The following is a 22,327-nucleotide window of genomic DNA, read 5'->3' on the forward strand; positions in this document are numbered from 1 at the left end:
CATCGGTGACGTACGGCGGGGAGCGGCACCCGCACCCGCACTCCGCCGGACGGTGCCCCACTCGGGGGCTGTCCGGCGGAGTGCGTGCTAGCGTCGCGCTAATCGGGGCTGCTCGCGAGCCGCGGGTCCCGGCCCAGAACGGACCAAACGGGACACGGGGAGAACCTTGCAGTGGCGACAGCGGAGCCGACACACGCCGACGACGCCGATGCGGGCCAGGGAACGGGCCCGCGAATACCGCTGCGCGCCGGCACGCGCGAGGTGGTCCGTGACGTAGTCGCGGACACAGGCGCAGGCGCAGGCGCCAGCGCGGGTACGGGCGCGAGCACGGACACAGTCGCGGACCCGGGCGTGAGCGCGGGCGCAGCCGCGGACCCGGCCGGTGGCGCCGCCGGGGAGCCCGGGGAAACCGGCGGGACCGAGTCGGCGGGGAAGGCCGCGACGGCCGGAGCCGCGGCGCTCGGCCTTCTCCGCCGTTACCCCGTCCTCCTCCTCACCGCCTTCGCCGGCGTGCTCCACATTGTGTGGTTCTTCACGTTCGCGAACAGTGGTGGTGACCTCGCGGCGCAGGACGCGTGGGCGGAGTTCGTCGGCCGGCACCCGGACTCGGCGTACAACCTCGCCTGGTACGGCGGAATGCACCCGGTCTCCTACAGCGTGGTGTCGCCGTACCTGATGTCGGTGCTCGGCGTCCGGACGACGATGATGATCGCCGGGACGGTCTCGGCCGGCCTGCTGACGCTGATCCTCCTGCGCAGCCGGGTCGTCCGGAACCCGATCGCCACCTCGCTCGCGGGTGTCTTCGCGCTGGTCTGCAACGCCATCTCGGGCCGGGTGACGTACGGCCTCGGCACGGCGTTCGCGCTCGGCGCGGTCGCCGTCGTCTTCTGCTGGCCCCACCGCTGGCGCTACAAACGCTGGGCGAAGGCCCTGTGCGCGGCGCCGCTGGCCGCGCTCGCGACGGCCGCCTCGCCGGTCGCCGGACTGTTCGTGGGCCTGCTGGCCGCGGCCATGTTCCTCCAGAGGCGCCGTCCCGGTGCCTACGCGCTCGGTATCGCCCCGACGGTCGTGGTCGGGCTCTCGGCCCTGCTGTTCCCCTTCTCGGGCACCCAGCCGATGACGTTCTTCTCGGTCATCCTGCCGTTCGCGTCCGCCGCCTCGGTCTACTACGTGGTGCCCAAGGAGTGGACGACGGTACGGATCACGGCGGCGGTGTACGGCCTCGCGGTGCTCCTCGTCTGGCTGATCAGCTCCCAGATCGGCTCGAACATCACGCGCCTCGCGATGCTGTTCGCGGGAGTCGCCCTGGTCGCCGCGCTGCCCTTCACCGTGCCGAAGTCACGGAAGTGGTACACCACCGTCATCGCCCTCACCGTGTTCACCGGCTGGATCGGCTTCAAGACGGTCGACGACATCGTGCACACGACCCCGGCGGCTTCCTGGGCGCGCGAGCTGGCCCCGCTCGTCAACCAGCTCCAGCTCGCGGACGCCGAGAAGGGCCGCGTCGAGGTGGTCCCGGCCCGCTCGCACCGCGAGGCCTCCGCCCTCGCCCCCTACGTGAACCTCGCCCGCGGCTGGAACCGTCAGGCCGACATGGAGCGCAACCCGCTCTTCTACGACGACACGCTCAACTCCGCGAACTACCACGAGTGGCTCCAGCGCTGGGCCATCCACTACGTCGTGCTGCCCAAGGGCGAACCGGACGGCGACGGCGGCCAGCGCGAACGCGAGCTCGTCCAGCGGGGCATGCCGTATCTGCGGCAGATCTGGGGCGACGCCAACTGGCAGCTCTTCACCGTCACCGACCCCACTCCGCTCGCCGAGCCGCACGCCGTGGTCGACCTGGCCGAGCAGGGCGAGATGACCATCGAGGTGAAGGAAGCGGGCCGCATCCTCATCCGCATCCCGTACTCGCCGTGGCTGAGCATCGTCGACGAGGACGGCAAGAGCCTGAAGGCGCCCCAGGAGACGAAGGCGTCGAAGCGCCGCACGGACGACGCCCCGAAGACGTACGAGAACCTCAACGGCTGCCTGACGCCGACGGAGGAGACCGCGGCGGGAGACATCTGGACGGAGCTGCTCGCCCCGAAGCCGGGCACCTACCGGCTCGCGGCGCCGTACCAGCTCCCGCGGGGGACACCGTGCCCGGAGGAGCTGCGCTGACCCCTCCGCGACGGCTCCAGTGCCCCGGCAGGCGACGTTCACCCCGTCGCGCGAACGTTGCCTGTCGGTGCACTAGTACCGCTCGAAGGGCCCGCAGTAGGACAGGCCCGCGTCCTGCGGCCGTCCGTCGCGGAAGAAGCGGACGAGCAGATCGCAGAAGTCCTGGGGCCGCTGGAGATGGGCCAGATGGCCGCACTCCGCGATCGTGGTGAACCACGCGCCCGGCAGGTCCGCCGCCACCGAGCGGACCATGCCGGGCGTGGTCAGCGTGTCGTGCTCGCCGGTGAACACGAGATACGGGACCGCGGGGACGGGCGCCCGCCGGTACCACTCGTGGGCCAGCAGCCGCCGGTTCCGCTCGACCGTGACGGTGACATCGCGCGGGGTCTGCGCCGCGAACTGCTGGTACATGAGCCGGGTCAGCGCGGCGTGCTTGCGTACGGTGCGGTCGCCGGGCGGCGGTACGAAGCACCGTACGAACTCCTCGGCGGTCTCCTCGACGCGTCCCTGTTCCAGAAGCCGGACCCAGCCCACGAGCGCCTCGGCGAACCAGTCCGGAATATGGTCCGACATCCCCTGCACGGCGACCCGGCGCAGCAGTTCCGGATACCGCTGGGCGAGCCGGAGCCCGACCGCCCCGCCGTAGCACCCCGCGTACAGGTTGACCGGGCCGAGCCCGAGCCGGCGCAGCATGTGGCCCGCGCACTCGGCCAGGAAGTCGATCCCGTGCTCGGCGGGCAGGAAGTCCGCGTCCCCGAACCCGGGCAGATCCACGGTGACGACGGTCCCGAGTTCCCCGAGCCACCGCTCGTGCCGCATCCACGAGTACCGCGTCTGGTCCGACCCGCCGAGCACGAGCAGCGGCTCCGTGACGGGGGGGCCGTGGCGGGCGACCCGCGCGGTGTACCCGTAGCCCTCCCACGAGAGCCGGTGCTCCGCCACTTCCGTGGATGCCACGCCTTTCGGCACCGGGACGAGAACATGGACCGAGGAAGCGACAGAAGGCACAGCGAACTCCCGAGAGGGGACGAGACCACCGAAACACCCACTCGTACACGTCTCCCGGGTGCGGTGCCCGCAATGTCACACGAAGGTGGGCGCTGCACCGGGCGAGATGGGCGCGGCATCACACGAAAGTGCGCGCCCCGCCCACCTCGACGCGGTCCCTTCAGGTCACCTCACCGGGAACGCCACGTCGCACACCAGGTCCTCCGGCCCCGCCGCGTCCCAGTCGGCGAAGTAGATCTCCCGGCACGGGCCGTCGACGGACAGCCCCCGGTCGGTGACCCAGCTCTCGACCGCCTCGAACGCGGCCAGGATCTGCGGGTGGGCGACCTGCGCCTTGCTGATGCGGACGAACGCGATGCGCCGGGCCGGCTCGACCCGCACTCCGGCCCCGGTGGCCCGGCCCTGCCGCTCGGCCCAGGCCCGTGCCGCGGCCTCGTCGATCACCGGCACGCACGTCTCCGCCGGACCGTCGCTCTCCACGCCGACCTCGGCGTGATAGACGACGAACGGCGGCCCCGTGATGCCCCCGGCCTCCCGGGCGCCTTCCTCCAGCCGGCCCAGCGAGGCGGGGATCCACACCGGCAGCTCGGGCGCCAGGACGTGCCGTTTCTCGGTCAGCACGGCCTGCTCGGGCACCTCGGCGGTCTCGACGACGAACTTCTCGTACATCTCGGAACTCCTCCCGGAAAGACGTCCACGGAGGTAGTCGGCGAGCGCCCGCTGCGAGGCGAAGCGGGCCTCGGCACCGTCCCAGTACGCGGCGAGCAGCGAGGCCGCTTCCGTGCCGCGCGCCTCCACCACGTCCGCGATCCGCGCCAGCGGCATGTCGAGCTGGCGCAGCAGCGCGACGAGCCGGGCCCGTTCGGTCTGCTCGGCCCGGTAGTACCGGTAGCCGCTGACCTCGTCGACGTACGCCGGGGTCAGCAGCCCCAGCCGGTCGTACAGCCGAAGGGCCTTCGCCGAGAGCCGCGCCCGCGAGGCGAACGCGCCGATGGTGAGCAGGTCCTTGTCCACCCTGTCATCCTCCGTCACCGGGCGCCTTCCGCCCGGTGACAGGGACGCTCCCCCTTGCCCCAGGGGCAAGGTCAACGGTGGAGCCGCGAGAGTCAGCCGATGGCCTTCTCCACGGCGGAGACCAGCTCGGCCGACTCCGGCTCGGTCTGCGGCGAGAAGCGGCCGACGACCGTGCCGTCCCGCCCGATCAGGAACTTCTCGAAGTTCCAGCGGATGTCACCGGAGTGCCCCTCGGCGTCGGCGGTGCCCACCAGACGCTCGTACAGCCCGTGCCGCGCGTCCCCGTTCACGTCGACCTTCTCGGTCATCGGGAAGGTCACGCCGTAGGTCGCGGAGCAGAACTCGGCGATCTCCTCGGAGCTGCCGGGCTCCTGGCCGAGGAACTGGTTGCAGGGCACGCCGAGGACGGTGAAGCCCTGGCCGGCGTAGCGCTCGTGGAGCTTCTCAAGGCCGGCGTACTGCGGGGTCAGCCCGCACTTGGAGGCCACGTTCACGATGAGGACGGCCTTGCCCGCGTACTGGGACAGGTCGGCGGAACCCCCCTGGAGGGCTCCGATCTCGACGGCGAGCACAGAGGAACCGGTGTTGTCAGTAGTCATAAGCGGATGCTAACTCCGCTAGGTGTCGGTCCCGCCGGTCCCGCCGGTCCGCTCCCGGCGCCCGTCCGGCGATTCCGGTCCGCCGCCCGGGCCCTGGCGCTGCGCTGTGACGAGCACCTCACCGGCTGCCGTGCGCGAGTACAGCACCGACCGTCCCGCCCGCCGCCGCTCCACGAGCCGCGCGTCCAGCAGGACCCGCAGATGACGGCCGACCGACCCCAGTCCCTGCCCGGTCACGGCGACCAGCTGACTGGTGGACAGGGGCGAGTCGAGACGGACCAGGACACCGGCCCGCGCCGTCCCGAGCAGCGCCCCCAGACTCTCCGGCACCACCGCGGCCCGTACGTCGGCCAGCGCCCCCGCGCACGGGTAGACCACGGCGTAGCGGCTGGACCCCTCCCAGGACACCCATCCGGCCTTCGGCGTGACGGGGACGAAGACGAGCTGGGCGCCGGAGATCTCGCGCGGCGGGTACTCGTGGAGGTTGACCTGGAGCCGGTTGCCGCCGAGCCAGCGCGTCCCGGGCCGCAGCCCGTTCAGCGCCGCCGCCCAGCCGCCCTGGCCCAACCGCGCGGTCCGGGCCACCACATCGGCCTCCAGGACGCGCCGCCGCCGTTCCCAGTCAGGGCGTACGGACTCCTCCCAGACGGCGGTGAGCAGCGCGGCGGCCCGCTCGGGCAGATCGTCACGGCCCGCGAGAGCCGCGGGCAGCGGGCCGCCCACCGAGCGGACGAGATGGCCGTGGGCGTCCCGGGGCGAGACCTCCCGCACCCGGGCGGCCTCGGTCTCGAAGGTCTCGTCGCCGTACGGGGTCGGGGTGAGGAAGTCGGCGATCCACGCCTGCCCGAGCCCGCAGCGCACGAGCAGCGCGGTGACGGGGTCGGCGGCCAGCCGCCCGCGGTAAGCCGGCAGATGGACGTTCAGCCAGGCGCGTTCACCGGGGTGCGTGGCGGTTTCCGCGTGCAGCAGCTTCAGGCACGCGAACGTCTCGGCGAGCGGCGACAGCACGAAACGGCTCCCGGCGAGGGTGTCCGCGTTCACCTGCCACCAGCCCATGGCCGCCTCCTGTCTCCCGGGCCCACTCGTGCCGGCCCTGTTCTCTTCCGGACTCTTCGCGCCCGCCTCGGCCCGGAACCTCGCGTGCCGGGCCCTGTTCTCCCCGGGCCCTTCGCGTGCCGGGCCCCCGTTTCTCTGCCCGGCCCCTTCGCGTGCGCCTCGGCCTTCGCGTCCGCTCCGGCCCGGCCCTTCGCGTCCGCTCCGGCCCGGCCCTTCGCGTCCGCTCCGGCCCGGCCCTTCGCGTCCGCTCTCCCTGAACCTTTCGCGCCCGCGCGAAACAATATCGACCGTCCGTACGACCCCGCAGACTCCGCGGATGCGCAGCTACTCCGAGCTCTTCCGCACGCGGGAGTTCACCCCGCTCTTCCTGTCCTCCTGCTTCCGGACCGCCGCCTCGACGGTGAGCGGTCTGGCTCTCGGCACCCTGGTGTACCGGGCCACCGACTCGCCACTGCTCACCGCGCTGAGCATGTTCGGGCCCTCGCTCGCCCAGATGGTCGGCGCGGCCACCATGCTCTCGGCCGCCGACCGGCTGCCGCCGCGCGCGACCGTGGCGGGCATCGCGCTCCTCTTCGGACTCGGCACGGCGGCGATGGCGATCCCCGGGCTGCCGATCTGGACGATCTTCGCCCTCCTCCTGCTCCTCGGCCTGATCCAGTCCTTCGGCGGCGGGGTCCTGTGGGGCCTGCTGACCGAGATCCTCGCCAAGGAGGGATATCTGCTGGGGCGTTCGGTGTTCAACATGATGAGCGGGATCGCCCAGATCGCCGGATTCGCGACCGGTGGCGTCCTCGTGGCCCTGCTGTCCCCGCGCGTCACGCTCCTCCTGGCGGCCGGGCTGTACCTGGCGGCCGCCCTGACCGCCCGGCTCGGCCTGACACCCAGGGCGCCCCGAGCCCTGGGCCGCCCGTCCATCGCCCGGACCTGGCACACCAACGCCCGCCTCTTCTCCTCACCGGAGCGCCGCACCCTCTATCTCCTGCTCTGGCTGCCGAACGGCCTGGTCGTCGGCTGCGAATCGCTGTACGTGTCGTACGCGCCGAGCCGGGCCGGCGCGCTGTTCGCCTTCGCGGCCCTCGGCATGTTCGTCGGGGACGTGACGACGGGACGTCTGCTGCCGCCCCGGGTCCGTGCCCGCCTGGGCGTCCCGTTCCTGCTGCTCCTGGCGACGCCGTACCTGTTCTTCGTCCTGCGTCCGGGCGTGGCGGTCGCCGCCGTTCTCGTCGCCGTAGCCTCGATCGGCTTCGGGTCGAGCCTGATCCAGCAGGAACGCCTGGTGGCCCTGATCCCCGACGAACTCAGCGGCCACGCCCTCGGGCTCCACACGGCGGGCATGCTCACCATGCAGGGCGTGAGCGCGGCGCTGGCGGGCGGGATCGCCCAACTCGCCTCGCCAGCAGCGGCGATGACCGTGATGGCCGCCGCCTCGATCGCCGTGACGCTGACCCTGGCCCCCTCGCTGCTCCGGCACCGCGCAGCGCCCCCGGAGGGCCAACGCCCGGAGCCGTCCGCGCCAAAAGAGGAACAATCCGAGGTGAACTCTCCCTGAACCAAGGAAAGTTGTACGACAGGGGTCACAACCACCCTTCCTCCGCCGGTGTCGAAAGGAATGTCCGGACACATACGTTCCGGGCGCCCGGAACGCAGGAACGGCGGCGCCGTCAGGCCCGCCGAGCCGGGGAATCCCACCGAGGGGGAAGCATGTTCAGTCGCCGTAACTCCGTCCTTCCGAAAGTGCTGGTGATGGCCGCCGCCACGGCAGCCGTCTCCGCGGCGGTCGTGGCCCCGGCGAGCGCCGCGACCACCACGAGCGCCACCGCCGCGTCCACAGGCCAGAAGCTCTTCTACACGGCGGCCGCCGGTCAGACGAACCACCTGAAGATCTCCTGGGCGCTCGGCGCGACCGACCCCGACTCCCAACTCGCCGACTTCATCTACACGTTCGACGACAGCGTGAAGATCTCCCTCGGCGCCGGCTGTGTCCGTCCCGCATCGGGCGACACCACCCAGGCGGTCTGCACGGTCACCGAGCCGAACACCTCGGCTTCCGACCTCGACACCCTGATCGTCAACCTGGGGGACGGCAACGACACCGCGACGGTCGACCCCGACAACCGCGGCTACTCCCGCATCTACGGCGGGTCCGGCAACGACTCCCTGACGGGCCACGGCCGTGACGTCCTCTACGGCCAGGACGGCAACGACCACCTGTACGGGGGCGGCGGCGTTTACGGCGAGGGCGCCTTCGGCGGCGCGGGCAACGACGTCCTCGGCTCCTGCGGCTACACCTGCCACGGCGGCGCGGGCAACGACGTGCTGAGCGGCGGAGTGAGCGAGGCCGACGGCAGCTACCGGGACTACGACAACAGTCTGTTCGGCGACGACGGCAACGACATCGTCTACGGCAACGCGGGCGCCGACCACATCGAGGGCGGCCGCGGCAACGACCGCCTCGAGGGCGGCGCCGGCAACGACAAGATCTATGGCAACAGCGGCAACGACCTCCTGCACGGGGGCTCCGGCACGGACACCCTCTCCGGCGGCCCGGGAACCGACCGGGTCTACCAGTACTGAACCGGGTCTACCGGTACTGAGCGGACGGCGGACGGCGGACGGCGGGCGCCCGGTCCGACTCGGGGGAGGCCTCCGTGGAAGGGGGCGGCGACCGTGTCGTCGTCGCCCTGGGAGCGGAGCACCCGAGGCGAGCGTACGAGGCTCGCCGCAGGCGCCGGTGTGCCTCCGCGCGCTCTGTCCGGCGCGGCTCGGCGGGTGGAACGATCCCGATGCTCGGTACCGGCAGGGGAACGCCTTTGGCCGCCGTGGAGATGTGAGCGGTGGCGAGCGGATGTCTGCTGGTCCGAGAACGCGTCACCACTACGAGCAGCAAGGGGCCGGACATGGCAATCGTGATGTCGATGCACTGGGCGGAAGCCACGCCGGAGCAGTACGACACCGTGCGGGACGCGGTGCAGTGGGAGGAGGTCCCGGGGGCCGGCGGTCAGATGCACGTGGCCTGGTTCGACGCGCAGGGGCTGCACGTCACCGACGTCTGGGAGTCCCAGGAGGCGTTCGAGGCCTTCTTCGCCGAACGCCTCGCCCCCGCGATCCAGAAGGCCGGCATGACCGGCGCCCCCGACACCTCCATCAACCCGCTCCACCGGCGCTACATCGCCCCCGACATCAGCGGCGCCGCGTAGAGAAGGGAAACGGAAACGCCGATCCCGCCCCGCTCCATCCCGGGGACGCGTGTTCGCGCGTCCTCACGAAATGTGCGACGAGCCCCGGTGCCGGGACAGGCCCCGGGGTTCGTTCACACCTTCTCGATCCGCCAGGCGATCATCCCCGCCGCGTCCGGCCTGCCCCGGACGTCAAGAGCGAGCCCGCTCCGGCCGGTGAGCCGCTCGAAGACGAGGGACCGGTCACAGGGGACCATCCGCCCCGAGCCGGCTCCGGCCGGACTGAACGCGATCTCCGCCTCGCCCTTGCCTACGCACACGACGGTGAGCCTGTAGCCGGCCCCGTCGTCCAGAGTGGGCCGCGTGTGGATGCCCTCGGTCACGCGTTCCACCCCTGACTCGACCATGGCCCCCTGGGCGGGAACGGCATCGAGCGCCGACTGGACCTCTGCCGCGAGCTTCGTCTCCGTCTGCCGCGCCGTGCGATGCCCGTCGGGGGACGAGGAACCGACGGGACGACCCCCCGGCTCAGGATCCGCCGTACACCCCGTCAGAAGCAGCCCCGGAACCAACACCCAGCCAAGAAGCCGCACACACCCCGGAACCCCACGCCGGACCTTGCCGCTGCCGCTGTCCACGCGCCCCCAAATGACGACCACGGCCCACCGGCCTGTCGGATCCCCGAACACTATGAGCCGACCGAGGCCGCCTGAAGAAAACGAACAGTTCTCTGAGCGCGATTTGAGGAAGAACCCGTGGCCAGTCGCCGTGCGGGAATTCGTGTGCCAGTGAAAAGGATCCGATGGTTCGGAATACTCGACGGAGCTCCAAGTCCTTCAACGACCGTGAGGATTGGTTGCGGCATCGCTGACGTCTCCCGACCTGATCGGATCGTCGCCAGCGGCTGCGGACAGGCCCCAGAGTTGCCAACGATCTCGGGTCTGCCGGACGGGCGGCATACCCTGAGCCCGTCCGAACCATCTGGGAGAGGCATGACAAGTAGGTTCACCGAGTTGGTCGTTGACTGCCACGACCCGGAGAGGCTCGCGGCGTTCTGGTGCGAGGTCCTGGACTTCAAGGTGATCGACCGGAGCCAGGGCAAGGTGGAGATCGGCTCCTGGGTGCCGACCGTCGAGGACGTTCGGGCCCGCCAGATGTCGCCCACCCTGCTGTTCATCCAGGTGCCCGAGGGCAAGACCGTGAAGAACCGGATTCACCTCGACGTCAGCCCGATCGACGGCAGCACCGAGGACGAGGTGACCAGATTGCTCGGTCTCGGCGCCACCAAGGCGGACGTGGGCCAAAGCCCGGACCGGAACTGGGTGGTCATGGCAGACCCCGAGGGCAACGAGTTCGACGTCCTACGCACCCTGGCACCGCAGAACTAGGTTGCCGGCTGCGCTCCGGCGGGCGCCGAACCGCTGTTCCCCGATGGTCGCCGCGGTCGGGCACGCAGCGGGCATGACAGTCCGGGCACGGGTGAGTGAGGGCGATCAGAAGGAGGGAATGTGCCCAACCGGCCGAAGCGCGATCAAGATGACCCGTCGGGCAAGGAATCTTCACAAGGAGCAACCGGGTACTGACCGGGACCATCACGACAGGTCCCGCAGCAGTCGGTGGAGTCTCCATGGGCGAGTCACCTCGGGCATCGGGGGCCCCGAGGACGTACGCCCCATCCCCATCGTCCTGTTCGTCGACCAGGTGGCCGAACCCTTCCTCCACGCCCCCCCTCGCAGGGACGAGGAACGGCGCGACGAGATGGTCACCCAGCTTATCCGTCTGGCCCAGATCGGACGCGCGGCCGGGATCTACCTGGAGGCGTCGCCGACCACCACACCCGCACCGGATACGCCCATCGACATCCCGCCCCCGCGTGCCCGCCTCGGCGTCCCGGCACCCATGGCGGAAGCCATCGCCGCGCTTCTCTGAAGACGGATTTCGTGGGAGTCGCTACTGCTTCCGCCGCACTCGCCGCGTTCCCGCCGCGCCCAGAAGGATCAACACCGAGAAGCAGCACATGGTGATCACGGTGGCCCAGGATTCGCCCACCCACCAGCGGCCCGCTGCGCCTGCGAGCCCAAGCGCCAGTGCGATCCCGGCGAGGGCGATCGGCCCCCGTGTCGTGCGTGACATGCCACCTGCCTACACGGCCTCGCACCCATCAGGCGAGCGAACGACGAAAGGCGATCAATGGAGGTCCTCAGCCACAGTGACCGTGCTCGTTGAGGTCAATCGTGGATGTCAAAGGCCCCGGACCATGATCGGTCCGGGACCTTTTCCCTGGTGCCCCCGGCAGGATTCGAACCTGCGACACCCGCTTTAGGAGCGAGGTTGGGTGGTTGCTGGGGTGAGCTGCGGAGACGTGCACTGGGGTAAGTGCGCGCTCATGCACCGTTGTTGTCGCCGAGTCCCCGTGAGTCCCCGCCCGTTCTGGCACGAGAGTGGCACGGGCTTGAGGTGGTGGTGAGGCAGCCGACCCTTGTCGCACCCCGGGTCGCGGCCTTTACCGTGCGGACGACCTCACCGCCAACCACGCTACGCCTTCTGATCCGTAGCTCTAGATAGATCGGTCAGCGACGGTCATGCTGGTTGCCTCACGGCCTCGCAGGGGCGGAAACGAGCGGGACCAGTCGCTGAAGTTGCGGTACTGCGCTGCTGTACGACGGCCTGCCCCCGGTGGTGAAGCTAACCGTGCCGCGTCAACCGGAAGTTAACCGCGCAGACCATGCCTCTAAGGCTCGAAGTTGCCAAAGGTCTTGCTGGTGCAGACCCACGTTGCCTGGCTTGCCGGATTGGTTTCATCGAAGGAGAAGCCGGTCAAACGTCCCTGGAAGTCGAACCGTCCGACGTACCGACCCTTGGGCCCTTGGCTCCAATTCACTCGGAACGAGATCTCGTCAAGGGTAGCCCTGGCGTCGTCGATCGTTCCGTGATCGTCGCTGTACTTCGCCGTATTGTCTGGCGAGGCGAAGGTACCATCGTGATCTTGCTGATTGATGGTGAAGTGTACTTCGGGGCCATTGCTTTGCTTGATTGTCCAAACGTCTCTGACGTCCTTTGCGACAGCCATAGCTGTACCTCCAGTACGGAATTTCCGCATTTGGACTCACTTAACAGGCTATCGCTCGTGCCAACTGCACGCGATTCGGGCACGGTTGGTTGTTCAGGTAACTAACCTGCAGTCGACGATGTCGAGAGGTTGGCTTCGAGACTTTGGGCGGGAGCTGCCATGGGGCGAGTGATCATGGCCCCGTAAGCTCATCGCGAGTCGGGCAGTCTGTGGACCTGCCCGTAAAGCACGACGTTGGGGCCATGATCTTCGAGGCTCGCCCCATGGTGGCTGCCTAAAGTCTCGGAGCCAACCGCCCCATCAGCGTGTTTACCGTTCTCGACTCGGGCCCGCACTCGCTGCGGCCCAGGGCTTGGCCCCGGCGCCGAAGGCGCAGAGGGGCCAAGCCCAAGGGCCAGCCCGCGCTCGCGCGGGCACTTGATGAGGTAGAGAAATCCGTAACGGCCTGCGTCGGGTCACGCGTCGAAGTCGTACTCCAGGACGTAGGAAGCCGCATCCAGAGTCATCTCGTTGATCTCTACAGGGCGCCCCTCGTCCGCGAAGGCGGTCCGGCAAATGAGGATCACGGGCGTTCCTGCGGAGATGCTGAGCTGCTCCGCCTCATCCTTGGAAGGCATGCGGGAGCGGATCTCTTCGCGGAAGTGCACGGGCTTGTAACCGAGTTCGGCCAGCCTCGCGTAGATGCCCCCCGGGCCGGGGTTCTCCTCCGTGATCGCCGAGCCTGTCACCACAGACATGGGTAGGTAGCTCGTGGCGAGCAGGACGGGCTTCTCTTCCAACGCGAAGCGTCGACGCCGAACGCAGACTGTGTCCTCGTCGGACAGGTCCAAGACAGCACCTACGTGATCAGGGGCCGACTCCTCTGACACCGTCACTTGGTCAACCACAAGCGCGCGATTCTCGATGTCAGCCGACCAGATGGACTTGCCGTTCCCCCACTGCTGTTGAGACAGGCGCTGAATGCCTCGACGCCTAAGCGGACGGAACGATCGGACGAAGACGCCGGCGCCCTTGCGGGACTCGGCCAGGCCTTCAGCCTTGAGCACGCTCAGAGCCTGGCGGGCAGTCATGCGCGCCACCTCATGGGTGGTCATCAAGTCGTTCTCGCCCGGAAGCCGATCACCGGGACCGTATTCGCCCGACTGGATCGCCTCGCGCAGAGAGTCGGCGATCCGCTGGTACTTCGGTCGACGGTCGTCGTCGGTGCTGGCCATTCGAAAGCCCTCCCATCTTCTCTAGACAGCCTAGGCCATAGGCCTACGCGCCACCCTGCGCGTGTAGCCCGAATCGACCGCAGACCAACATCTCTATACAGATGACTTGACGTCTCTATACATGTGCGCTCTCATGGGAGATGTCTAGAGAGGTTGTCTCGTGAAGCCTCCTAGACACACAGCAGGGCGACGCCCCTACCGCCAAGCAGATGCGTCGCCCCACGTCCCTCAAAGGGAGCAACCATCATGCACTCGAAGCTCTTAGCCGCGCACGCACACTCCGTGCGGCTGTCGCCTGCGGCTCTGGCCTGTCTGCCGAACGTGGCGCTGATCCTCGCCTTGTACGCCTCGGAGTACGTTCACGAGCGGCGTCCGGACCTGGAGAAGGTCGCGGCCTTCATGGTCGATGGCGCCAACCGGTGGGGCTTGCCGGAGCTGATGAACAGCACCTGCCACCTGGTGGCCTTCTGGCAGATGTGCGACGACGACGCCTCCACGGCTGAAGCCTGGTCGGCTCACCGCGCCCGGTTCGACAACTACCGGATCATCCACTGCTCCCTGACCAAGGGGCAGATGTCGACGGTGCGACGTCACCTGCGCGCCATGGCGGCTGAGGCGGTGGCGGCATGAGCATCTTCCCGTCCTGCTACGACCTGCTCGACGCCGTCCCGCCCGTCTGCCCCGGCTGCGAGGCGTACGCCCCGCACTGGCGCTGGGTCCGCGCCGATGACATGCGCATCCTCACCCACGACGGTGACCTGATTTGCCCGAAGGACCGCACCTTCGGCTACACCCCCGTCTCGGCTCCGCTGCCCGTGGTCGAGCCGCTGGAGGTGGCCGCGTGACGGTGTTCCCCGTCCCCCCGGAGGCCGTGGCCGGTGCTGCGGCCTCCATGGGCACCGACCCCCTGACCCTCGCTGATCTCCTGCGGGTCGCTGGCTCCCCGGACTTCGACCGCTGGCAGGAACAGGTACGTCGTACCGGAGGCTGCTCGCACCCGATCCGGCTCCAGGGCCAGACCGTGACTCGCGACCGGGCGACCGGTGACGTCCTGTACTCCTACAGCACCGAGCACGAGCCGGGCGGCATGCTCCGGGTCGCGTGCGGCAACCGCCGTGCCTCGCGCTGCCCGTCGTGCGCCTGGACCTACGCCGGAGACGTCTACCACCTGATCCGTGCCGGGATCACCGGTGATTCCCGGATGGGTATCTCCGGGGAGATCCGTCAGCATCCCGGTGTCTTCGCCACCCTGACCGCGCCCTCGTTCGGGCCCGTGCACAATCGGCCCGCGTCCGGCCGCTGCCGCTGCGGGAGCTCCCACGCGGAGGACGATCCCGCGCTCGGCACGGCCCTCGATCCGGCGCGGTACGACTACGCGGGCGCCGTGCTGTGGAACAACCATGCTGGGGATCTGTGGCGCCGCTTCACCATTTACCTGCGCCGGGAGATCGCCGCTCGTGCGGGGCTGTCCCAGACGGCCATGAAGGAGGTGTGCCGGGTCTCCTTCGGCAAGGTCGCCGAGTTCCAGAAACGCGGCGCCGTGCACTTCCACGCGGTGGTGCGCATGGACGGACCGGACGGGCCCGACTCCCCGCCCCCGGCCTGGGCGACGGTCGCGCTCCTGGATGACGCCATCCGTGCTGCCGCCGGTCGGGTCTCGGTTCCGGTGCCGTCCGCCGGCGCCTTCGCCGCCCGTGTCCTGTGCTGGGGCAGTCAGGTCGACGTCCAGGCCATCGGCGGCATCGAGGGCATCGAGCTGACCGACGGGGCGGTCGCCTCCTACGTCGCCAAGTACGCCACCAAGGCAGCCGAGACGACCGAGACCGTGGACCGCCGGATCGGGGAGCTCTCGGAACTCGACGGCCTGCCGCTGCCCCCGCACACGCGACGGCTGATCGAAGCGTGCCGGGACCTGGACGACGCCTATCCGGACCGGATGCTGTGGCGCTGGGCCCACATGCTCGGCTTCCGGGGCCACTTCATGACCAAGTCCCGCGCCTACTCCACCACCCTGGGCGAGCGGCGCCAGGTTCGCGCCGACTTCCGCGCACGCCAGGAACGCCGCGAACGGGGCCTGCCCGAGGACCTCGACGACTCGGAGGGCTCCACGCTGGTGCTCGCCCACTGGACCTACGCCGGACAGGGCCACACCCCCGGTGAGTCCTGGCTCGCCGCCTCGATCGCGAAGGACATCCGCCTGAACCGAGAGACCGCACGCGAAGCCCTGGCCGACATGCCGGATCACGAGACAGAGGGGGAGTGGTGATCGTGGATCGACTTCTCAGCGTGCAGCACGTTGCCGAACTCCTCGGCACGGGAGTGCGCTTCCCCCGGCGCCTGATCGAAGAGCGCCGGATTGCCTTCGTGAGGGTTGGGCGGCACGTCCGCATACCTGAGAGCGCTGTGTCCGCCTACATCGCTGAGCACACCGTTCAGCCGGTGACGGTTCGGCCTGGCGTGCTCCGGAGGGTGGCCTGATGGCGAACAACCAGGGCAGGCGTCGCCGTTTCGGTTCCGTCCGTCAGCTCAAATCCAGTCGTTGGCAGGCGCGTTACCGCGACCCCGCTACTGGGCAGCTCCGGACCGCGGAGGAGACGTACGCCACCAAGACCGACGCGGAAGTCGCGCTGACCCACATCGAGGCTGACATAACCCGCGGCCAGTGGTCCGATCCCGACGCGGGCAAGGTCCAGTTCGGCGAGTACGCCACGGCGTGGCTCAAGGACCGGAAGCTGGCTGCCCGGTCGCGGGAGCGGCACGAGTCGGTGATCCGGCTCCACCTGCTGCCCACCTTCGGTGGACGTCCGCTGTCCTCGATCACGACGGGGCAGGTCCGGGCCTGGCGTACAGCGTGCCTCGCGCGGACCGGTGAGCCGACCGTGGTCAAGGCGTACCAGATCATGCGAGCGGTCCTGAACACGGCCGTTGACGATGAGCTGATCCGCCGCAACCCGTGTCGGATCAAGGGCGCCGATCGCTACGACGTACCGGAGCGTCCCACCCTCACCGTGGCGGAGGTGTTTGCCGTGGCCGACGCGATCGGCCCGCGCTACCGGCTGCTCGTTCTCCTGGCTGCGTTCACCGGACTGCGCTTCGGTGAGTTGGCCTCGCTCCGCCAGCGGGACGTCGACACGACGAACGCGGCGCTCATGGTCCAGCGCTCACAGGCGGAGATGCAGACGGGCGCGCTCTTCGACAAGGCGCCCAAGTCCGATGCCGGGGTCCGGCCGGTGGCCTTCCCGACCGAACTCCTGCCGGACGTGAAAGGTCACCTCGACGGCTTCGCTGGGGCCGGCCGTGACGGACACGTGTTCCTGGGCCCCCAGGGCGGGCGGCTGCGGCGGAGCAACTTCCGGGACGACTGGATCAAGGCGCGGGCCAAGGCGCGCATCAGCGTAGACGTGCACTTCCATGATCTACGGCATACCGGCAACACCCTGGTCGCATCAGGTGCGAGCCTGCGGGAGCTGATGACCAGGATGGGTCACAGCACGCCCCGCGCGGCGCTGATCTATCAGCACGTGGTCAGTGGCCGTGACCGTGAGATCGCCGATCGGCTCGGCTCGATGATCCGCAAGACGCGGGGCGAGACAGACGACTAGCGGACCTTGTGGCACGGGTGTGGCACGGCCGCGATCATACGAAAGGGCCAGTTCGAGAGGATCAAGCCTCTGAACTGGCCCTTAATCGTGTGCCCCCGGCAGGATTCGAACCTGCGACACCCGCTTTAGGAGAGCGGTGCTCTATCCCCTGAGCTACGAAGGCCGGGATCTGTCGGAAAACGTGTCTGAAAGTCTGCCGGGATCGGCGGACCGCTCAGGCTTGTTTGGCGACAGGCCATGGCGGCAGCCCGTGAGGGCATAGCCACCGCGGTCAGTGTAGCGGGTGGTGCCTGATCCGAGGGCGGAGAGATGTGCGCACTGGCTTGGGCGGCGAGGGCGTGGGTGATCTTGGCTCGGACGACGGAGTTGCTCAGCCAGGCGTAGCCGATGCAGATCAGCAGGGCCGCGTCGGCCCCGTAGGCAGGGGCCAGGCGACTCGGTCCGTCAAACCTCGATGCCGAGGTGAGTGCCGTCCGTGATCACCGTCGTGCCTGTCGCCACGGCCGGCGGGTCCGACTCGCGTCAGGCATGTGCGTCCGCCTTGCTGCCTGGTGCCGGCCGGGCGGAGCGAGGCGAGCAGGCTGCCGACCGTCTCACCCGGTGGCAGGACTACTGGATGCCGGGCGGTCCGCTGGCCGGTCGGTGGGTTCGGTGCGCGGTGGGCGGTACGTGGCTGGGTGTCGGTGGTGTGTGACGGTTCCGAACAATCGCCCCGGCCTCGTGGTCGCGGCGGCCGTTCGGGGCTGTCGGTCAGCTGGTCGGGAGGCCCGAGAGAGCCGGGCGGGTCAGGTGGAGCATGCGGGTCAGCCACAGGTCGCCCGTCGCCTGGGGGGAGCGGGAGGCGAAGTGGGGGGCCGAGGTGTGTCGCGGGTGAGGGGACCGGGGAGTGCCGGGGAGGCGGGGCAGGGCCGTCGTGCCGGTGATCATGGACAGCATCAGCACGGCCGCCGCCCCGACGTCGACGTCGGGGAGCAGCGAGCCGTCGTTCCGGGCCCGGTCCAGGATCCCGTGCAGGGCCCCGAGCCAGTTGGTGTGACAGTGGAGTGACGGGTCGTCGGGAGTCCTGATCTCCTGGGCCAGACGTGCCCCCGCGCGAACGAGCGTGTCGCTTTCGATGAGGTCCACGAGGGTGTGCGCCATGGCGGTGGCTGTCTCGAACGCCGGCGTCTCGCGCCGCGCCAGCTTCCTCAGTGCGGCCCCCGACGTCGTGCAGGCCTGCGCCTGGACCGCACGGGCCAGGTCGGACTTGGCCGCGAAGTGGAAGAACAGGGCGCCCTTGGTGACTTGAGCCCGTTCACTGATCGCGGACAGGGTGGCCCGTTCGTAGCCGGACTGGTCGAACACGGTCGAGGCGGCCCGGATCAGGTTGTGCCTGGTCCGCTCGGACCTCTCCTGCCTCACCACGACGCGATCACCCGGACGCCCCTTGTCGTTCGGCTGCTGTTTGTCCTGCCGCGAGAGACGCTAGAAACCCGCTTTTGGATCTGTCAACGGGGCCTGTGCCGCGCAGATCATCTTCACGCCAGGTGGTAACTCCATTGGGGATATGGCTGGTTGAAGAGTGAAGAGTGAAGAGGGGTGGGGGAGTCCGGTGGCCCGGTGTTCCGCTCAGCTTTGTGGCACCCGGCGGAAGCGGCCCGCGATGTGCAGGTCCGCCTCGACGCGGGTCGCTGTCGCTCGGAGTTCGGGCAGCACGTCGCTGACGCAGGCCTCGGCGGTGCGGCGACTGCTGTGCATGGCGACGTTCACCGCGGCCACGGTCCGTCCGGCGAGGTCGCGCACCGGGACGGCGATGGATCGCAGTCCCTGCTCCAACTCCGCCTCGACCAGGGCGTATCCGGCCGTCCGTACCCGGTCGAGTTCGGCCCTGAACAGCTCCGGGTCCGTGCCGGTCCGCCCGGAGACGGCCTCGGGCGCGCCGGCCAGTATCTCCGTCGCGCGGGTTTCCGGAAGATCGGCCAGGATCGCCCGGCCCAGCGAGGTGGCGTACGCGGGCAGCCGTGTGCCGACGGTGACGTGGACGCTCATGATGCCCCGGGTGGAGACGTGCCCGGTGTACTGGATCTCGCCGCCCGTCAGCACCGCGAGCGACACCGAGTCGCGCAGCCGTTGGGAGAGTTCGGTCAGATGCGGGGCCGCGATCTCGGGGAGCGTGGTCCGTGAGAGTGGCGGGAAGCCGAGCCCCAGGACGCGCGGGGTGAGGCGGAAGACGCGGTCGTGCGTGGTGACGTATCCGAGGTGTTCCAGCGTGATCAGGGCGCGGCGCGCGGTCGCGCGGGCGAGTCCTGTCGCCTGGGCCACCGCGGTGAGGGTCAGTTCGCCGCGCCCCTCGCCGAAGGCCGTGATCACGGTCAGGCCCCGCGCCAGCGACTCGATGAACTCCCGCCCCAGTTCCTGCTTGGAGGCGCCGGTCCAGTCGGCGAGCCCGGAGGGGGTGGTGGCCTTCCCCGAGGGTTCCGTGCTTCCCGGGGGTTCCGTGCTTCCCGGGGGTTCCGCGCTCCGTGCGCTTCCGAGGCTTCCCGCGGATCCCGGAATTCCCGCGGTTCCGGGGCTTCCGGCGTCGGCTGTGCCGCTCGCACCGCCCGCGTCGCCCGTTCCGGTCGGTGCGTCGCTCTGCGTGAGCTCGGCCTTCGGCTCCGGCGTCGGTTCGTCGTCCCGTGCCAGTGCCCGTTCCATCTCGGCCACGGCCGTCCGTAGGCGCGGCAGCAGCGCGTCCCGCAGCTCGGTGGCGCCGTGCCGGCTCGTATGGCTCACCACGTTCACCACGCAGGCGATCCGCCCCGCCTCCCGTACGGGCATCGAGAGCGCGACGAGGCCCGGTTCGATGAGCTGGTCGTCCAACGCCCAGCCGGTCTCGCCCGCTTCGGCCGCCCGTTGCTCGAAGTCGTCGCCGAGGGTGGGGCGTTGGGAAGCCGGCAGAGTGGAGGTGTCCGCCATGCCCTCGTACGGTCTGCTCCGCGCGGGAACGGCCGGGAAGCCGCGGTCCTCCGGATCGGCCGCGCGGCGCTTCCGCCAGCGTGTCCACTCCTCCTCGCTCCACTCGGACGCGAACAGCGGTCCCGGTGCGGTGCGTTCGGCGGGGAGCAGGTCGCCGATGCGGAACCTCAGGGACATCGCGCGGCGCCGGGTCGCCTGATGGATGAAGCGGATGCCGTCCCGGTCGCAGACGGCGATGGACACCGACTCGTCGAGCTCGTCGGCGAGGGCGTCGGCGTACGCGTCCAGGACACGGGGAAGCCGGAGGGCGGCGAGATAGGCGTTGCCGAGCTCCATCAGGCGGGGGGCGAGTACGGCATCCCGGCCGTCGAGGCGCAGGTAGCCCATGCGCGCCAGGGTCGCGGTGATCCGGTCGACGGTGGACCGCGCGAGCCCGGTGGCCCGTTCGAGTCCGCTCAGACTGGCCGAACCGTCCGCCTCGGTCATCCTGCGCAGCACGGCGAGCCCGCGGATGAGCGGCGTGACCGCCTCGTCCGGCACTTCGGCCCCGGCCCCGGCTCCGGAGCCGGACACCGCGGAACCGTTGCCCGTCCCGGCCGACGCGCGGTTCGCCGGCGTGACAGGGGACGACGACGTGGGGCTCGATGGCCTGGAACCTGATGGCCTGGAGCTTGATGACCTGGGGCTTGATGGCATGGGCTCTCCGGTGGGGCTCTCAGAAGAGTCACTGTGCGGCGGATCTCGGACGAGTCACCGGTGGCGGATCTCAGAAGAGCCACGGTAGTGCTTGCCCGCCCGGTGAAGCAGGTGGGCAAGGTGGGCCGCTTCTGGGCACGGGCGCCGGTCTGCCGCGCGCCCTCTCCGTCCGACTGTGCCTCGGGCTTCCGTCCGGCTGCACTTCGGGCTTCCGTCCGGCTGTGCCTCGGGCCCCGTCCGGTTGGGCTTCGGGCCTCGGTCCGGCTGTCTCGGGCTTCCCCGCCGGGCCGTCGGCGGCTCGCTCCGAGCTCGGCCGTCCGGCCGTCCGGCCGTTCGATCGTCCGTCCGCTGGTCCGGCGGCTCGCCCCGTGCTCAGCGGCGCGTCACGTACACCCGGTACTTCCCCGCGGCGTCCGTCGACGCGATCTGGACGGTGAGTCCCGCCTTGGCGACCTTGAAGGTCTCACCGGGGGAAAAGGGCGCGTCGGAGAGTTCCGCCTGCACGTTGGGTGAACGGGTGCATCCGCCGCTGTCGCGGTGGGAGTCGTACACCGTGACGGGCCCGTTCCCGGTGTCCACGTCGGCGTCGACCTTGTAGATGAGGACGCCGGGACGGCAGACGGCGGAGTCGTTGCCCGCGCGGGTGCGCAGTTCGAGGACGTATCCGCTGCGGGGGCCGACGGGTATGACGACGAGCTTGGCGCCGCCCCGCAGGGCCATCGGGGTCAGCGTGTACTCGCTGGTGCCGTGTGCGGCCGCGCAGCTCACCTGGGAGGGGTCGAGCCAGCCGAGCTTCCACTTGTGCCAGCCGAGCAGGTCGTTGTCGGCCCCCCAGTCCTCGCTCATGATGTCCCAGTGCCCGACCGCGCCGCCGCCGTCCTGGGTGTAGAGGTCGGGCAGGCCGAACGTGTGACCGTTCTCGTGGGGGAGTACGCGGTAGCCGGTGTCGGCGTAGGAGCCCGAGCCGTCGTCCTGGCGGCTGTAGACGAAGGACGCGTTGGCGACCGGGACGCCGTCGGCCACCGGCGCCTCGGTGTTGCCGGCGAAGGTCACGGACAGCACGGTGTCCAGCGCGGAGGGCCCGGCATTCGGTGTGACCAGCACGTTCAGGATGTCGTACGACCGGAAGTCGACCTCGGGATCGGCCGTGGCCACGATGTCCTGGACCAGTTCGCGGTACCCGGGGTCGAAGGGCGCGCCGCGTTCTATCCCGTACGCCTTGAAGGGCTTGGGCATGCGCAGCCAGTGCCGGACGGGGGCCTTGGGCCGGTAGTCGAGGCGGCCGTAGGAGGCGGTGCGGAACCATTCCTGCGTCTTCGGGAAGAACTCGTCGTACCGGTCGCGGGCGCTGCCCTTGCCGGGCGCGTCGGAGAAGTCGACCATCAGCGTCAGAGCCCGCAGGGTGCCGGTGGAGCGGGCGTATCCGGGTGCGGTCGGAATCCCTTCCCCCATCTGGACGTCCGACGGGCCGTTGATCAGGCAGGGGCCGAGCGCCGTGGAGCGGGCCAGCGCCGCGGAGCCCGCCGTGGCGGACCCGGCCGTCAGATGTCCGGTGCCCGCGGAGGTGCTGACCGCCAGCGTCAGAACGGTCACCGTGGCCAGCGCGGCCACACGGCGCGGGCGTATGCGGCGGCTGGACGGCAGCATGCAGGGGCCCTTCGCTCCACGGCAGCCACCGGTCTCCGACTGCACCCTTTCGATCACCCTGAGTCGCCGACTCGCCGGGCGCGCGCTGGATGGGCCCGATCGGGTTCATCTGCGGGAGGTGCCGAAGGGAGGAAGAATGTGTGAC

At 70.0% G+C, this 22,327-nt stretch carries 20 protein-coding genes, 1 tRNA gene and 1 pseudogene; 11 read left to right on the forward strand and 11 right to left on the reverse strand.

The genetic code is table 11. From position 1 onward, the window contains the following. Window positions 1–171: 171 nt before the first annotated feature. Entirely contained in the window at window positions 172–2,163 is a 1,992-nt protein-coding gene (locus OG780_RS24150) for an MFS transporter (RefSeq protein ID WP_328451430.1), read from the forward strand. 72 nt (window positions 2,164–2,235) lie between these two features. Here the strand turns inward: OG780_RS24150 and OG780_RS24155 are convergent, their stop codons facing one another. From OG780_RS24155 to OG780_RS24170, 4 genes are all read right to left on the reverse strand, one after another. Continuing rightward, the gene (locus OG780_RS24155) at window positions 2,236–3,120 is read right to left on the reverse strand and encodes an alpha/beta fold hydrolase (protein ID WP_328451432.1); all 885 of its coding nucleotides are present in this window, start codon (window positions 3,118–3,120) and stop codon (window positions 2,236–2,238) included. A gap of 216 nt (window positions 3,121–3,336) precedes the next feature. Beyond that, window positions 3,337–4,203, reverse strand: a complete 867-nt coding sequence (locus OG780_RS24160) for a MerR family transcriptional regulator (RefSeq protein WP_328451434.1) — start codon at window positions 4,201–4,203, stop codon at window positions 3,337–3,339. A 74-nt stretch (window positions 4,204–4,277) separates the two neighbouring features. Further along, window positions 4,278–4,784, reverse strand: a complete 507-nt coding sequence (locus OG780_RS24165) for a glutathione peroxidase (RefSeq protein ID WP_328451436.1) — start codon at window positions 4,782–4,784, stop codon at window positions 4,278–4,280. Between the two features lie 18 nt (window positions 4,785–4,802). After that, the gene (locus OG780_RS24170) at window positions 4,803–5,840 is read right to left on the reverse strand and encodes an ArsR/SmtB family transcription factor (protein WP_328451438.1); all 1,038 of its coding nucleotides are present in this window, start codon (window positions 5,838–5,840) and stop codon (window positions 4,803–4,805) included. Window positions 5,841–6,156: 316 nt separating this feature from the next. Here OG780_RS24170 and OG780_RS24175 point away from each other — a divergent pair, with 316 nt between their 5' ends. The 3 genes from OG780_RS24175 to OG780_RS24185 all read left to right on the forward strand — a co-directional run bounded on the left by OG780_RS24175 (window position 6,157) and on the right by OG780_RS24185 (window position 9,037). Then, a complete protein-coding gene (locus OG780_RS24175; protein WP_328451440.1) occupies window positions 6,157–7,389 on the forward strand; it encodes an MFS transporter in 1,233 nt (410 codons plus the stop codon). Window positions 7,390–7,541: 152 nt separating this feature from the next. Further along, window positions 7,542–8,414: a calcium-binding protein gene (locus OG780_RS24180; protein WP_328451442.1), complete on the forward strand. Its 873-nt coding sequence runs from the start codon at window positions 7,542–7,544 to the stop codon at window positions 8,412–8,414. 323 nt (window positions 8,415–8,737) lie between these two features. Continuing rightward, window positions 8,738–9,037 (forward strand): hypothetical protein, encoded by a 300-nt coding sequence (locus tag OG780_RS24185; protein WP_328451444.1) that lies wholly within the window; start codon window positions 8,738–8,740, stop codon window positions 9,035–9,037. Window positions 9,038–9,150: 113 nt separating this feature from the next. On the opposite strand, the gene OG780_RS24190 is transcribed toward OG780_RS24185, so the two are convergent. After that, on the reverse strand, window positions 9,151–9,399 hold the full coding sequence (locus OG780_RS24190; protein ID WP_328451446.1) for a hypothetical protein: 249 nt from the start codon (window positions 9,397–9,399) through the stop codon (window positions 9,151–9,153). Between the two features lie 609 nt (window positions 9,400–10,008). Between OG780_RS24190 and OG780_RS24195 the strand changes: the two genes are divergently transcribed. Together OG780_RS24195 and OG780_RS24200 are read left to right on the forward strand one after the other, a co-directional pair. Then, on the forward strand, window positions 10,009–10,404 hold the full coding sequence (locus OG780_RS24195) for a VOC family protein (protein WP_328451448.1): 396 nt from the start codon (window positions 10,009–10,011) through the stop codon (window positions 10,402–10,404). A 247-nt stretch (window positions 10,405–10,651) separates the two neighbouring features. Continuing rightward, a pseudogene (locus OG780_RS24200) lies at window positions 10,652–10,834 on the forward strand (FtsK/SpoIIIE domain-containing protein); the annotation flags it as partial. Window positions 10,835–11,747: 913 nt separating this feature from the next. On the opposite strand, the gene OG780_RS24205 reads toward OG780_RS24200, so the two are convergent. Together OG780_RS24205 and OG780_RS24210 are read right to left on the reverse strand one after the other, a co-directional pair. Next, on the reverse strand, window positions 11,748–12,086 hold the full coding sequence (locus OG780_RS24205) for a hypothetical protein (RefSeq protein ID WP_328451450.1): 339 nt from the start codon (window positions 12,084–12,086) through the stop codon (window positions 11,748–11,750). Between the two features lie 455 nt (window positions 12,087–12,541). Further along, on the reverse strand, window positions 12,542–13,300 hold the full coding sequence (locus tag OG780_RS24210; protein ID WP_328451452.1) for a GntR family transcriptional regulator: 759 nt from the start codon (window positions 13,298–13,300) through the stop codon (window positions 12,542–12,544). A gap of 246 nt (window positions 13,301–13,546) precedes the next feature. Between OG780_RS24210 and OG780_RS24215 the strand changes: the two genes are divergently transcribed. Genes OG780_RS24215 through OG780_RS24235 form a run of 5 tightly spaced genes read left to right on the forward strand, consistent with a single transcriptional unit; the run spans window position 13,547 to window position 16,902 of the window. After that, window positions 13,547–13,930: a hypothetical protein gene (locus OG780_RS24215; protein WP_328451454.1), complete on the forward strand. Its 384-nt coding sequence runs from the start codon at window positions 13,547–13,549 to the stop codon at window positions 13,928–13,930. Then, window positions 13,927–14,145 carry a hypothetical protein gene (locus tag OG780_RS24220; RefSeq protein ID WP_328451456.1) on the forward strand — a complete coding sequence of 73 codons (219 nt, stop codon included), beginning with the start codon at window positions 13,927–13,929 and terminating at the stop codon, window positions 14,143–14,145. Before OG780_RS24215 ends, OG780_RS24220 begins: the two co-directional genes overlap by 4 nt. Window positions 14,146–14,171: 26 nt before the next feature. After that, window positions 14,172–15,566, forward strand: coding sequence for a replication initiator protein RepSA (gene repSA, locus OG780_RS24225; protein ID WP_443062328.1), 1,395 nt, complete (start codon window positions 14,172–14,174; stop codon window positions 15,564–15,566). Then, window positions 15,566–15,778 carry an excisionase family DNA-binding protein gene (locus OG780_RS24230; protein ID WP_328458339.1) on the forward strand — a complete coding sequence of 71 codons (213 nt, stop codon included), beginning with the start codon at window positions 15,566–15,568 and terminating at the stop codon, window positions 15,776–15,778. Before repSA ends, OG780_RS24230 begins: the two co-directional genes overlap by 1 nt. Then, window positions 15,778–16,902 carry a tyrosine-type recombinase/integrase gene (locus OG780_RS24235; RefSeq protein ID WP_328451458.1) on the forward strand — a complete coding sequence of 375 codons (1,125 nt, stop codon included), beginning with the start codon at window positions 15,778–15,780 and terminating at the stop codon, window positions 16,900–16,902. Before OG780_RS24230 ends, OG780_RS24235 begins: the two co-directional genes overlap by 1 nt. A 90-nt stretch (window positions 16,903–16,992) precedes the next feature. Here the strand turns inward: OG780_RS24235 and OG780_RS24240 are convergent. The 4 genes from OG780_RS24240 to OG780_RS24255 all read right to left on the reverse strand — a co-directional run bounded on the left by OG780_RS24240 (window position 16,993) and on the right by OG780_RS24255 (window position 22,182). Further along, window positions 16,993–17,065, reverse strand: a tRNA-Arg gene (locus tag OG780_RS24240). A gap of 587 nt (window positions 17,066–17,652) precedes the next feature. Further along, a complete protein-coding gene (locus OG780_RS24245) occupies window positions 17,653–18,303 on the reverse strand; it encodes a ScbR family autoregulator-binding transcription factor (protein WP_328451460.1) in 651 nt (216 codons plus the stop codon). A 207-nt stretch (window positions 18,304–18,510) separates the two neighbouring features. Then, window positions 18,511–20,535 carry an IclR family transcriptional regulator domain-containing protein gene (locus OG780_RS24250; protein WP_443062197.1) on the reverse strand — a complete coding sequence of 675 codons (2,025 nt, stop codon included), beginning with the start codon at window positions 20,533–20,535 and terminating at the stop codon, window positions 18,511–18,513. A gap of 372 nt (window positions 20,536–20,907) precedes the next feature. Beyond that, window positions 20,908–22,182 (reverse strand): M6 family metalloprotease domain-containing protein, encoded by a 1,275-nt coding sequence (locus OG780_RS24255; RefSeq protein ID WP_328451464.1) that lies wholly within the window; start codon window positions 22,180–22,182, stop codon window positions 20,908–20,910. Window positions 22,183–22,327: the final 145 nt, after the last annotated feature.

Origin of the sequence: Streptomyces sp. NBC_00386 (genome assembly GCF_036063235.1) — a bacterium.
Classification (GTDB): domain Bacteria; phylum Actinomycetota; class Actinomycetes; order Streptomycetales; family Streptomycetaceae; genus Streptomyces.